11 protein-coding genes are annotated in these 12,738 nt (G+C 37.6%); 4 read left to right on the forward strand and 7 right to left on the reverse strand.

Annotated features, from left to right (window positions below; translation table 11 throughout):
* Nucleotides 1-12 precede the first annotated feature (12 nt).
* The 5 genes from PS1M3_RS09935 to pyrC all read right to left on the reverse strand — a co-directional run bounded on the left by PS1M3_RS09935 (nt 13) and on the right by pyrC (nt 5,478).
* Nucleotides 13-537, reverse strand: coding sequence for a MotA/TolQ/ExbB proton channel family protein (locus tag PS1M3_RS09935; RefSeq protein WP_004588135.1), 525 nt, complete (start codon nt 535-537; stop codon nt 13-15).
* A complete protein-coding gene (locus tag PS1M3_RS09940) occupies nt 537-1,901 on the reverse strand; it encodes a MotA/TolQ/ExbB proton channel family protein (protein WP_008131371.1) in 1,365 nt (454 codons plus the stop codon). The genes PS1M3_RS09935 and PS1M3_RS09940 overlap by 1 nt, the downstream gene beginning before the upstream one ends.
* Before the next feature lie 6 nt (nt 1,902-1,907).
* Nucleotides 1,908-2,678, reverse strand: a complete 771-nt coding sequence (locus PS1M3_RS09945) for a DUF3450 domain-containing protein (RefSeq protein ID WP_010557582.1) — start codon at nt 2,676-2,678, stop codon at nt 1,908-1,910.
* Nucleotides 2,679-3,720: 1,042 nt separating this feature from the next.
* The gene (locus PS1M3_RS09950) at nt 3,721-3,924 is read right to left on the reverse strand and encodes a cold-shock protein (protein ID WP_006792379.1); all 204 of its coding nucleotides are present in this window, start codon (nt 3,922-3,924) and stop codon (nt 3,721-3,723) included.
* A 498-nt stretch (nt 3,925-4,422) separates the two neighbouring features.
* Nucleotides 4,423-5,478, reverse strand: a complete 1,056-nt coding sequence (pyrC, locus tag PS1M3_RS09955) for a dihydroorotase (RefSeq protein ID WP_008127987.1) — start codon at nt 5,476-5,478, stop codon at nt 4,423-4,425.
* Between the two features lie 201 nt (nt 5,479-5,679).
* Here pyrC and PS1M3_RS09960 point away from each other — a divergent pair, with 201 nt between their 5' ends.
* From PS1M3_RS09960 to PS1M3_RS09970, 3 genes are all read left to right on the forward strand, one after another.
* A complete protein-coding gene (locus tag PS1M3_RS09960) occupies nt 5,680-8,049 on the forward strand; it encodes an EAL domain-containing protein (protein WP_033025172.1) in 2,370 nt (789 codons plus the stop codon).
* A 549-nt stretch (nt 8,050-8,598) separates the two neighbouring features.
* On the forward strand, nt 8,599-9,486 hold the full coding sequence (locus PS1M3_RS09965) for a LysR substrate-binding domain-containing protein (protein ID WP_203983950.1): 888 nt from the start codon (nt 8,599-8,601) through the stop codon (nt 9,484-9,486).
* A gap of 41 nt (nt 9,487-9,527) precedes the next feature.
* On the forward strand, nt 9,528-10,304 hold the full coding sequence (locus tag PS1M3_RS09970; RefSeq protein WP_203987300.1) for a YdcF family protein: 777 nt from the start codon (nt 9,528-9,530) through the stop codon (nt 10,302-10,304).
* Nucleotides 10,305-10,448: 144 nt separating this feature from the next.
* Here the strand turns inward: PS1M3_RS09970 and PS1M3_RS09975 are convergent, their stop codons facing one another.
* Complete coding sequence (locus PS1M3_RS09975) at nt 10,449-11,021, reverse strand: DedA family protein (protein WP_203983951.1); 573 nt, start codon at nt 11,019-11,021, stop codon at nt 10,449-10,451.
* 372 nt (nt 11,022-11,393) lie between these two features.
* Nucleotides 11,394-12,146, reverse strand: coding sequence for a Nif3-like dinuclear metal center hexameric protein (locus tag PS1M3_RS09980; RefSeq protein ID WP_203983952.1), 753 nt, complete (start codon nt 12,144-12,146; stop codon nt 11,394-11,396).
* Nucleotides 12,147-12,296: 150 nt separating this feature from the next.
* Between PS1M3_RS09980 and PS1M3_RS09985 the strand changes: the two genes are divergently transcribed.
* Nucleotides 12,297-12,665: a hypothetical protein gene (locus PS1M3_RS09985; protein ID WP_008127699.1), complete on the forward strand. Its 369-nt coding sequence runs from the start codon at nt 12,297-12,299 to the stop codon at nt 12,663-12,665.
* The last annotated feature ends 73 nt before the right edge of the window (nt 12,666-12,738 follow it).

The raw sequence follows: 12,738 nt of genomic DNA on the forward strand, positions 1-12,738 counted from the left end.
TTAATTCTCTCTCTAGTGATGAGGCATGCTATCTACAAGTTTGGCTTTCACCATTCTCGCTCTTGCCTCAAGGCGTGAGCTAAAGAAAACTCCAGATAGTGCCGCAACCATTCCAGCCATTGTTGGGATTGTTGCCATTGAAATACCTGATGCCATTAAACGTGCATTACCAGTACCTTGAGTTGCCATGGTTTCAAAAACCGCGATCATACCCGTTACAGTTCCAAGTAAGCCTATTAAAGGACAAACAGCTACTAATGTTTTAATCAACAACATACGCTGATCTAATTTTTCAGACGCTTCAGAAATCCATGCTTCACGGATTCTGTGTGCGTACCAAGACGTAGTGTCTTGGCGGGCATCCCACTTAGCAACAATATCCTTCGTTAAACGAGGAAACTCTGCAAGTAAGAACCAATAGCGCTCAATCATTAAAACCCACATCAGAAAGAGTGCTATCGCGACCACGTATAAAACCTGGCCGCCTGTGCCAACAAAATCCCTGATAGATTCCCATATCTCCATCAGGACTAGCATTAGGCTTTCTCCTTCTCCGCGTGAGTAGCGATGATACCAGCGCTTTGCTCATCAAGGATATGTAATACCGACTTACTACGACCTGCAACAATAGAGTGAAGTAGAATAAGTGGTAGTGCTGCAATTAGACCTAGCGCTGTAGTTACAAGTGCTAGAGAGATGTTACCAGCCATGATCTTCGGATCGCCCGTACCGAACAATGTGATTGTTTGGAACGTTAAAATCATACCGATTACTGTACCTAGTAGACCTAGTAATGGTGCGATAGCAGCAAGGATCTTGATGATGTTGATACCAGCTTCAACACGTGGAGTTTCACGTAAAATAGCTTCATCAAGTTTAAGTTCAAGGTTTTCAACATCTTGAGATTTGTTGTCATGGTACACTTTAAGAATACGACCCAGTGGGTTGTTTGTATTCGGTGTAGACAAGTTCTTAAGTTGTGATTTGATCTTAGAAGTAGTAAGCGCTAAGTCAATGAAACGAACTAAGAAGATTAATAGACCTACAGCAAGTAGTACAGTGATGATATAACCAACTTCAGCACCTTGCTCGTAGTATTCCATTAGCGTTTTCTTCTGCGTATTAATACGTAAGATTGCGCCGCGTGTAGGGTCAATGTAAACGCCCGCGTAGCTATCAGAAGATGTTGCTTCTAGGTTTGAAATGCCATCTAAAATGTAGCTATCAGGTTGTTTACCTAAAGGCTGGATAGACTTTGTTTCTGGCGAGTAGATTAAGTAACCTTCGTCAGCAACTAAGTTAAAGTTACCAATACGAGTGATTTTCTTAACCGCAGTGTTTCCGTCAAGGCCAGCAACTTCAGATTCAAAAGTAGATACTTTTGCTGATTCTGTCATTTCTGTTTGAAGTGAAATCCAAAGCTCTTCTAACTCACGAACTGTTGGAAGTTCTTTAGCTGCTGCTAATGAACGAAGTACTTCAGCACGACCTGGCTTTTCAGCACTTACTAAAGATGCTTCGATAGAACCGATAGCGTCTTGCGCTGCACGACGTACAACACCAAACATCTCACCTAGAGTACCTTGAGCATTTTGAAGAGCTTGCTCTTTTTCCGCTAAAGTGTTTTCGTTTTGTGCGTATTGCTTAGCTAAAGATTCACCACGTGCTTTTTCAGCAGCTAGCTGGCTTTTAGCTTTATTAAGTAAAGATTGCTTGTCAGCACGTTCTGATAAGAACTCTTGCTCACGTTGCTTATTGATCTTACCTTCTGAGATACGCTCTTGCTTAACTTGCTCAAGAATTTTGTCTAAAGCGTCAGTGTTTGCGTGTGCGTTAAGCGCGGTACCTGCAGAAACAGATAGTACTGCTGCAACAGCAAAACCTTTAAATAGTTTCTTCATTATTGATTACTCCGCGCCAAAGATTGGTAGTTTAACAAGTTCTAGTGTCGCTTGCTTACGTGCCATGCGGATCACTTCTTTAACAGGTTTTAGGTATTCTTCACCTAATTCTTTCCACTGTTTAGTGTTGTTATCCCACACCCAAGCATGTTTCAAGTCAAAAGACTGAGCAACATAAGTAATACGACCTAAACGACCGATATCTACGTTGATATTTTTGCCATCAATTTCAAGCGTACCTTGAGAAGCAGTTACTGCAGAGCTGTAAGCTGTTTCAACTGTGTATGCTTCAAGAACTTGACGGAATTTTTCAGACGTAGTAACAGAGGCAGATGCCATGATGTCACGAAGTCTTTCAACACGGCCTAGACGCGTTTCAAGATTAAATGGAACGTCCGCTTTGATGAATTGCTCAAGCGTATCGATCATGCGATACATCAAAGGCACAACGTTTTGTTTAGTGTTATCGATAGTCGCAATTTGACGATCGAACGACTCAATCGATGCATTTTGGTCAGCGACCAAACGTGCAACGTGATCGTTATACACTTTCATAAGTTCAGTCTCATCAACGATGCTACGGTACTCAGCGATTAGCTCTTGAGTTTGACCATATACATTGTCAATTTTAGTTTGAGACTTAACAGCAGCCTTTTGAATTTGTTGACCTGCTTTTTGCACGTCATTCAAAGGATCTGCAATCACATTGCTGCTTGCAAATGCAAAAGCGCCAACCAACGCTGTTGCTACAAGACTCTTTCTGATTTTAACAGACATAGTTCCCAACCAATTAAGTAATGTTACTTTTATAATTTAATTATCCTCCGAGGAGAACAACCCTGATATCTTTTAATAGATATCAACCTTTCAATAATGCTAAATGCAATAAGCGCTGTCAACTTGATGTTAGGTGTAATTAGCAAATAAATCACCTGCCGATGGACTACATTAAAGTAGCACCAATAAAATGTTAACATTATTGCAACCAACTGTATTATCAACAATCCTAGCAAACCCCAATAAGGTTGATGTTTAACTGGATAGACCTCTAAACAAACAACATAAATGCAACATTTAGTTCAAACTTGATGTATATAAAAAAAAAATAAAAACATTTAAAAAAAAACTCTTTTAGGGGCTCTATTTGACGGTTTTTTATCATTTTTAAGCACTTTAACTCAAAAAAGGAACGGTTTAACGCACAAAAATCAAACGTTACACATATTGAAAGTTGTAAAGCTAATAGAAGGATTTCAATATTGAATTTGTGAAGGTTTTTTGACACTCAAAAACTATAAGCTGCGTTCTAAACTGATAGACGAAATAAAGTCTCATTAATGGCTTCGGCTCAATCAAAATTAAACCAGGCTTTCTTTAGTTAATTATTTTCATGATGCTTAAACAGAGTCTTTGTCTAAGTTCACTTTATATTACTTATTTGCTCACTATCCAAACTCAAGATTTTGGCGACTACCCATATAATCCAGTTTGAAGCTGAGTTTTGTAAATATTAATACTTCTAAAACTTGCAAGTTAATCTAGGAAGGTAATAAAAATATTAGAACTTTATAGGAGGCACAAAATTAATAATACATAGAATTCTGTTTAGCATATTTAATTGGAATTAGGTTTCTAGAAAAATTAAACCATATTATGGTCTTTTGGAGTTTAGATATAATAAATGAGCGCTATTAATGATTGGAGCTATTATGGTTTATAGGTATATGAGGAACTTTCTGAGTATGTGAGAAGTTTTAAGGAATAATGGTGAAACAGAGACCTGCTTCACCAAGATGAACATGAGTTCACATAATTAAAATTATGCTGCTTCAACGTTCTCAGCTTCAGGGCCTTTTTGACCTTGTTTGATGCTGAATGTCACTGCTTGACCTTCGCTAAGAGTGCGAAAACCAGAACCAGAGATTGCGCTGAAGTGTACAAACACGTCAGGACCGTTTTCTTGTTCAATGAAACCAAAGCCTTTAGCTTCGTTGAAAAACTTTACTTTACCAGAAACCGACATACTAAATTTTCCTGTAAGTCAATAATTAAAAATTCTGCCACGTTATTGTGGCAATAGCCTCCTTGAGTCAATGCTCATAAAATAGAGGTATAGTACAGGAACAAGTAATAACCTAACTGGTAACCTTAAACGCAGCACAATATCCGTAAATTCAATTCATAAAAACTCAAAGCAAAGTAAGATTAACACATTCTATTTTTTTTCGCTCTATTAATTGAAAATAATTTCTAAAAAAACTTACTCTGTGATTAAAAACAGATAAGACATTGATTAAAATAAATAAAAATAAAATATTATTGTAATATTTATTATGAAACCCTAATAAAAATACAACGATTGTTAACCCTTCACAGGCTAATCTCTGTTCATACTAAAACAAACAAGAAATAATGATTAAGTAACAAGCCAATTTATTCCTTTTCATACAAGCCTTGAGCCTAAATATTTACATACAAAAAAACCGCTTAAGTAAGCGGCTTTGATTTCAAATACTTAATTTTACTTTAAAACAGCCCAATCAATTACAGATTCAGCTTTTATCGGTACGACTTCAGAATCGCCAAGCGTATAACTTGCAGGCACAGTCCAAGGAGTCTTTTGCAGTGTAATTGTATCGCTATTACGCGCTAAACCATAAAAGTCTGGCCCAAAGTGGCTTGCAAAGCCCTCTAGCTTATCTAATGCACCAGCTTCTTCAAATGCTTCTGCGTAAAGCTCAATAGCAGCATGAGCCGTGTAAGCCCCTGCACAACCGCACGCAGCTTCTTTTTTATCTTTATAATGAGGCGCTGAGTCAGTACCTAAAAAGAACTTTTTACTGCCACTCGTAGCTGCAGCCATTAGTGCTTGCTGGTGAATATTACGTTTAAGTATAGGCAGACAGTAATAATGGGGGCGAATCCCGCCTGCTAACATGTGGTTTCGATTATACAGTAAATGGTGGGCAGTAATCGTTGCCGCAACATTACTTGGCGCATTATTGACAAAATCAACCGCATCTTTTGTCGTTATATGCTCAAGTACTATTTTAAGCTCTGGAAAGTCGTTAACTACATCACCTAGAATCGTATCTAAAAATACTTTTTCTCTGTCAAAAATATCAATTGAAGAATCAGTCACTTCACCATGTACAAGCAAAAGCATACCAACATCTTGCATAGCGCTAAGCACTGAATATATATTTTTGACGGACGTTACACCAGAATCAGAGTTGGTTGTCGCGCCGGCAGGATATAGTTTAGCAGCAAATACTTTGCCTGATGCCTTAGCCTTAATTATTTCTTCAGGTGTTGTCTTATCAGTAAGGTATAGCACCATCAAGGGCTCAAAGTTACCTTGTGGCTTAGCAGCCATTATACGCTCTCTGTAAGCTAAAGCGGTATCAGTGCAGGTCGCTGGAGGAACCAAATTTGGCATTATAATAGCACGCCCCATATAGCGGCTAATATCGCGCACAGTGTCTTTAAGCTGATCACCATCGCGTAAATGCACATGCCAATCGTCAGGTCGGGTAATTGTTAACGTTTTTACAGAGTTTGTATTATTACTGGTCATCACTTCATTCCACAGCTGAATTTATGTGATCATAGGCATATGATGTTTTTCGAGTAAAGATTTTATTAAAATAATCGGTTACTAATTTGCCCTATTTTATTTACAGCTTTGTTAAAACGTTTATCGTTTTATTTTGTAGAACAGTTGATATTAGGTTAACTTAATGTGGTGTTTATAAAAAAAGAATAATAAATTTTGCCTATGTCGAACAGTATCGATACCTCTAAAGCGCTTGAAGTAAAAACAGATCAGCTAAGTATCATAAATCAGTTTTCATCAAGCCTATTACAACTAGACACCTTAGATGAGCTATTTGAATATGTAACAACTCAAGTTGTAAATCGTCTTGGATTTGTTGACTGTGTTATTTATCTTGCTGATGAATCAGCCTCTAAACTCAATCTTGTTGCTTCTATGGGAATCGATCGCCAAAGATATGAATATAAAGCCCAACGAAAAGTAATTGATTTTAATGAAGGTATATCAGGTTTTGTTGCAACAACAAAAAAGGCAATAATTTTAGGCGATGTCACAAAAGATAGCCGCTATATTGCAGACGAACGCCCTGCTCAATCAGAGCTTTGCGTGCCTCTTGTATACAAAGACCGTATTCTAGGTGTTATTGATTGTGAACACCCCGCCATGAATTACTTTACTAATGCACACCTTGAAATATTAACAACAGTGGCACACCTTTTAAGCGCTAAAATAAACCAAGTTAACATGGTAAATAGCCTGCAATCGACTGTTGAGCAGTTAAATGACGCGCAAAAGCTTGAAAATAGTCTTCTTCAAATAGCCAACTTAACCTATAAAGCCAGTGACTTAGATACATTTTTCGAATCTTTACACACTATTATTAATAGCTTATTAAGGGCTGATAACTTCTTTATTGGCCTTTACGATAAACAAATCGACATTCTAGATATCGTTTACATTGTTGAAGCTGGAATTCAAACAAACACACATCAAAAAATCTCTAAAGAACAACTTAAAGACACCGCGTCTTACTTTTTATTGCAAACTGACCAAGCGATGTTATTAACAAAACAAGACTACATTGATCATATAGAGCAAGGTCATTTTAAATTAATTGGTCGTCAAGCCGAATCTTGGCTAGGTGTACCATTTAAAGCCAATGAACGTATGAGTGGTGTCATTGTTGTGCAAAGTTATCATGAGGCACATCATTATAATGAGCACGATAGTGCTTTGCTTACCTATGTAAGCAGGCAAATAAGTATGGCAATAGATAGGCAGTTAGCTAGGCAGGAGCTTGAACACAAAGCTTTACATGATGGATTAACTGGGCTTGCTAATCGTTCATTACTTATTGAACGAATAAAGCATGCAATTTTACGCTTAACGCGTGTAAAAAAAGGCACTGTTCATGCCCTACTTTATTTAGATTTTGACCGCTTTAAAAGTATCAATGATGCGCTCGGCCACGAAGTTGGCGATCACTTTTTAATTAAGATTTGTGAGTTGATCAAAGGTACAGTTCGTAACACTGACACTTTTTCACGCTTGGGTGGCGACGAGTTTGCTATTTTAATGGAAAACATTACTCATCGTAATCAAGTTAAAGAGGCACTAGGGCGTATAAAAGAAGCACTTTCTAAACCAATAAATGTTGATGGCCATTTATTGCAAGCCTCTACCAGCATAGGTATTGCTTATACTGATAATGTTGACGATAAAGCATACCTGTTACTGCAACAAGCAGACGCCGCTATGTACGAGGCTAAATCAACAGGCCGCGGACAAGTTAAGTTTTTTAACAACACAATGAGAAAAAAGCTTAAAACACACGCCGACATAGAAAACGACCTACAGCACGGTATTGAACACAACGAATTTGAACTCTACTTTCAGCCAATTTTTACTATTTTAGATAACCACGTTATTGGCTTTGAAGCACTTGTGCGTTGGCACCACCCTAAAAAAGGGTTTGTTTCACCTAATGACTTTATTCCTATTGCTGAAAAAACAGGCCAAATAATCAACCTGGATTTACATCTACTCGACTTAGCTGCACAGCATATTTCAAAGTGGCACCAACAAGGTCATCGTTTCTTAAAAGTGACAGTAAATGTATCATCGCGCCATTTTGCAAGCCTAGATTTTGTAGCTCAGGTCCACGCTATCTATAACAAATACCAATTGCCTTTAGGTTCTTTGTGCTTAGAAATAACCGAATCTGGATTAATAGAAAACTTAGAGCTCGCCACACAAATTATCGAAGGGCTCTCACCTCTAAAAGTAAAACTATGTCTTGATGATTTTGGAACAGGTTACTCTGCACTAGGCTACTTACACCAGCTGCCCATTCATATTCTGAAGATCGATAAAAGCTTCATCGATCATGTACAAGATTCAACAAATCCCTTGGTTGAGGCTATTTTGTCACTTGCTAAGTCGTTAAAACTTGAAGTTGTTGCTGAAGGAATTGAAACCACCGGACAGCTAGAGACTTTGCAAACTACGCATTGTGAATACGGACAAGGTTATTTAATGTCAAAACCAGTTCCAGCAAAAGAAGCTATATTACTAATTAATCAACCACTTTAGCCCCACATCTGTAAAGTTAAGGCTTGGGGCACTTAGAGCGCGGCGCGAGGTATATAACCTAGTGGGGTAAATAAATACCCAGCAACAAAGAGCAAATAGCCCCAAAAATACTCCAAAGGGCAGCATGCGTTTGGGTTTGTTGTTCGTTATTGGTTATTTATTAGGAATGACCACAATACATAAATTATGTTTGCCTGCATGACAAACTGACAGCTGTAAAATCATTCACCAAAAATTAACCTTCCTATACTCCAAAGTATTTTTATTTTCTACAAAGGTCACTACTTTTCTATCTATTAGCGTTAGTTAACTAAGCGAGTTAAAAATTTTTTATACCAGCCCCTTTACCTTTAAACATGAAGTAAATTAATACAAGCAGTAAAAAATCGGCTTTAATCTAGTTACTTACGCTAAACTATAAAAATATTAATCAGTAAAACTATATTTATTAGCTTAATTTAGACGTCTAGACGTTGAAACGTTTTTTATATAAGCGTAGTATTGAAAAATAATGAGCACTACTCAAATTTTCCATGAGAATTATTAAAGATGATTGGTATAAAACACTTAAAAACTATTGCAACCCTTAAAGAAACTGGTTCATTAGTGAATACTGCCCGCGAATTATTCTTAACTCAGTCGGCTTTATCACATCAAATTAAAGACTTGGAAAACAAGTTAGACTGCCAGCTGTTTGAACGCAAAACGCAGCCTGTGCGTTTTACCCCGCAAGGCATGTTATTGCTTGAGTTAGCCCACGAAATACTGCCGAAAATTGAAGCAACTAAATGTCGTTTAAAAGAGAGCCTTAATCAGCCAATTTCACAATTACGCTTAAGTGTTGAATGCCATGCTTGTTTTCACTGGCTACTTCCAACAATTAAAGATTTTAATAGCTTTTGGCCAGATATAAAAATTGATTATGAACGTGGTTTTAGTTATGACGCAATTCCAGACTTACTCAACGATGAATTAGACTTAGTACTCACATCAGACATTCGTGAACCCGATAAGCTAGAGTATGCCCATTTATTCGACTTTAAGTTAAAACTAATTGTTGCACCTGATCACGATCTTGCTAAAAAAGCATACGTTACAGCGTTAGACTTAAAGAATGAAACCATTATTTCTTACCCTATTCCGCGCGAACGCCAAGATATATTTAAACATTTCATTCAAAATGCACGTTTTGACGGAACGTTAAAAAACGTAGATCAAGGACTACTAATTTTTCAGCTAGTCAGTGCTGGAATGGGTGTAGCTGCATTACCTGATTGGTTGGTTACACCATACGAAAGCCAAGGACTCATCAAATCGATTCCACTAGGTGCACTAGGTTTAACTCGACCAATGTACTTAGCGATGAAAAAAGATATGAAAGATAACCCTGTATATCGCCACTTTTTAAATACGTGTAAGTTAAATAACGGTCGATAAACTACTCGTTAATGAGTAACATAACTTACATTATTGATTTTATGTTGCTCATTATGTTCGCTTTGAAAAAGTTACTTGGCGGCTTGCTTATGCCGCTCCCTTTACTTGGTCTTTTTACATTTATAGCTTTGTTTTTGGCATTTAAGGGTCGCAAGTTTTCTTTAGTAATTGCATTTTTTGGACTTTCAACATTGTTGGCAATCAGTACACCGTTTGTTGCTAACCTGATTTTAAAAAACAACGAGCCAACAAGCCTTTCTTTTCACCCTTCAAAACACCCAGAATTAGACAAAATAGTAGTGCTTGGGTGCGATATAAATCCTAACCCTGTCTTAAGTGCCAATAACCAATTAGGTAATTGCGCGCTAACCCGACTAGTTGAAGGAGTCAAACTCGCTAAGTACTACCCAAAATCACAGCTTATTGTTTCTGGCGGCGGTTATGAGAATATTACTAACAGCAGCTTGATGTATCAAACCGCCATTGAACTAGGCATTAATAAAAATAGGCTTTTGCAAAACCCAAAGGCAATGGATACAGCGCAAGAAGCGGCGCTACTGGCGCCTAAGCTAGTTGATTTTAAAGTAGCGTTAGTAACTTCGGTATTGCATATGCCAAGAGCCCAGGACTTGTTTTTAGCCCAAGGTGTAACAAGCATTCCTGCAGCAACTGACTTTCATAATTTTTCAGCGCTTCCTTTTCATAAACAGCTCGTTCCAAATGCGCAAGCACTACTAGCCGTAACGCAATACAGCCATGAAGTTGTAGGAACAACGTGGATAAAAGTCCGTCGATGGCTAGACCCTGAGGCACTTTAAACAACTTGCAAAAAGCCACCTGCTAACTCGTAAATTTGATTTGTTTACAATGAATGTTTGTCGAGCAAAAAAATAAAATATCAATACTTTAAGATATGTGGGTAAAGCTCTTCACTAGATTTTTTGTTAAACAATAACGTCACTTTACTGTCGTTGTTTTGTAGGTGGGTGTTTTGTCCATAGCCGATAGAGTATAACTAAAAATATCCCTAACAATAATATACTCAGTGCGGTTAAGCTCTCTACACCTATAGACTCAAATGTAGCTCCAAAAGTATAGCCTCCGCCAACTAAAATAATGACCCATAAAGTAGCTGAACAGGCATTTAAGGTGCTAAATAGGGGCCAAGATATATCGGTTAGCCCTACAGGGAGCGCTCCAATTGTGCGCATACCTTTGGGGTATCGATATAAAAAAATGTAAGCCATGCCGTAACGGTTAGCAAGCGCACTCGATGTTTTAAATAGTTGACCAATTTTATTAGGTTTTTCAAGCCATGAAGTGCCATAAGCTCTTGCAAGAGCAAACCGTATCTCATCGCCAATATACCCTCCCATAAAAGTAGCTAAAATAACTAATTTAATATCAAGCGCGCCGGTTTGAGCAGCATAACCTGCAAATAAAGGTAACCAGCCGCTTTTCAATGCACAATAGCCAAATAGAAATAGGTAAACAAATAAGCCGTACTGCTCAAGTAGAGCTAAAACACCTTCCATTGCGGTCCTTATAAGGTCATTTTTAATAAAACTAGAAATACATAACGAATTAAGTAAATTAAAAGATCTTTATGAGAGACCAAACCACTTACCTTACTTTTACAACCGGTTTATTTTATTCGCTTTCATTTAAGCAGTGTATATAAAGAAAGCGTGTCTACTTCCCACGCTCTGAACACTCTCAATTTATACTCAACTCACTAGACAACAAATTTAAACACGCCCTCACTTCAATATAAGTAAATAAAGTCTATTAGAGCAGAGCTTGTACACTATCCGTTGTCGCCCCTATTTAACTGGCGTTAAATTCAAGGCTTTAAATTTTAAAATATAACGAGTACTAAAATTAATAATCTTAAATATCACAGTACCTTAAACAGGATTATCAATATCAATAAAGCTAACTTCAAAACCATACTCCAGAGCAAGTAGCTCACCCAGAGCTTTTATACCGTAGCGTTCGGTTGCATGATGGCCTGCTGCAAAAAAATCAATATTTTGTTCCCGAGAACTATGAATAGTTTGCTCAGACGCTTCACCTGTTAAATAAGCGTCAATACCTTGCTCAGCAGCTAAATCAATATAACCTTGACCTCCACCAGTGCACAGCGCAATAGTTTGTATTTTACTTGAACGAACTAAGCTTGTGAGGGGGGCTCGATTAAGTACCTTAGCTATTTTTGATGCAAATTCATCTCCACTTAGCGCTGTTTTAAGGCGCCCTTTCACTGCAACACTGTTAGCAACAGGTTCAAGCCCTTCTTGAATTTCAATATCTAATAATTTTGCAAGCTGCGCGTTATTACCAATCTCTGGGTGAATATCTAAAGGGAGGTGATAAGCAAATAAATTAATGTCGTTAGCCAATAAGGCGGCTATTCTTCGCTTTTTCATCCCGGTGATAGGTTGAGACTCGCCTTTCCAAAAATAACCATGATGGACCAAGATAGCGTCTGCTTGCTCATCAATTGCAGCGTCAATTAAAGCTTGGCTCGCTGTTACTCCGGTAACAATTTTTTTTATTTCATTTTTACCCTCAACTTGTAATCCATTTGGGCAAAAATCCTTAATATTGTGAGGCTTTAAAATATCATTTAATAATTGGTTAAATTCTTGACGTTGCATACGCGTAACCTTACTTTGCACTGAATTTTGTGCAAATTTTGGCGTTTATTGCTTTAAAATGGAAGGAAAATCGCAAAAAATTGAAAAACTGATTCAAAATAGGTATAAATAGCTTCTCTTTATCTGTGTTCACAACGTATAGGGTCTCTGATGAGCAAACTAGACAAAACAGAAGTACTATCTGCCTTTGAAGCAGCGTATGAAGCTGCTAATGGTAAAAAACCTGAAATTACAACTAAACCAGGCTGGTACAGCATCGATGGCGGAAAAAACTTACGCCTAGCTGACGTAGCTGAGCTAACTAAAGAATTAAGCAGTGGTAAAGCAACACCGGCACCTGCTGAAAAAGCGCCAGCTAAAAAAACTAAAACCAAAAAAGCTGCGCCTGTTACTGCTCAGAAAAAAGCGCCATTCACTGTGGTTACACAAAGTGAAGATGGTTACACCGCAGAAGAATTGTGGATTGTAATCCTAGCGCGTAAAGATCATGACTGTCGCCTACCGCGCGGTGTTGTTTAATCAACATTAATGATTTTAAAAGAAACCGCGTTAAGCGGTTTTTTTATGCCTGCTGTTTATAATTTGTAAAATA

The organism is Pseudoalteromonas sp. PS1M3 (assembly GCF_016865405.1).
GTDB classification, from domain to species: domain Bacteria; phylum Pseudomonadota; class Gammaproteobacteria; order Enterobacterales; family Alteromonadaceae; genus Pseudoalteromonas; species Pseudoalteromonas marina.

Bases quoted from the DNA above. Each gene is read 5' to 3' on its own strand.
- PS1M3_RS09940 (WP_008131371.1), bottom strand. From the start codon at position 1,901: ATGAAGAAACTATTTAAAGGTTTTGCTGTTGCAGCAGTACTATCTGTT.
- PS1M3_RS09985 (WP_008127699.1), top strand. From the start codon at position 12,297: ATGAGCAAACTAGACAAAACAGAAGTACTATCTGCCTTTGAAGCAGCG.
- PS1M3_RS09945 (WP_010557582.1), bottom strand. From the start codon at position 2,678: ATGTCTGTTAAAATCAGAAAGAGTCTTGTAGCAACAGCGTTGGTTGGC.
- PS1M3_RS09970 (WP_203987300.1), top strand. From the start codon at position 9,528: ATGTTGCTCATTATGTTCGCTTTGAAAAAGTTACTTGGCGGCTTGCTT.
- PS1M3_RS09950 (WP_006792379.1), bottom strand. From the start codon at position 3,924: ATGTCGGTTTCTGGTAAAGTAAAGTTTTTCAACGAAGCTAAAGGCTTT.
- PS1M3_RS09960 (WP_033025172.1), top strand. From the start codon at position 5,680: ATGTCGAACAGTATCGATACCTCTAAAGCGCTTGAAGTAAAAACAGAT.
- PS1M3_RS09935 (WP_004588135.1), bottom strand. From the start codon at position 537: ATGCTAGTCCTGATGGAGATATGGGAATCTATCAGGGATTTTGTTGGC.
- PS1M3_RS09980 (WP_203983952.1), bottom strand. From the start codon at position 12,146: ATGCAACGTCAAGAATTTAACCAATTATTAAATGATATTTTAAAGCCT.
- PS1M3_RS09965 (WP_203983950.1), top strand. From the start codon at position 8,599: ATGATTGGTATAAAACACTTAAAAACTATTGCAACCCTTAAAGAAACT.
- PS1M3_RS09975 (WP_203983951.1), bottom strand. From the start codon at position 11,021: ATGGAAGGTGTTTTAGCTCTACTTGAGCAGTACGGCTTATTTGTTTAC.
- pyrC (WP_008127987.1), bottom strand. From the start codon at position 5,478: ATGACCAGTAATAATACAAACTCTGTAAAAACGTTAACAATTACCCGA.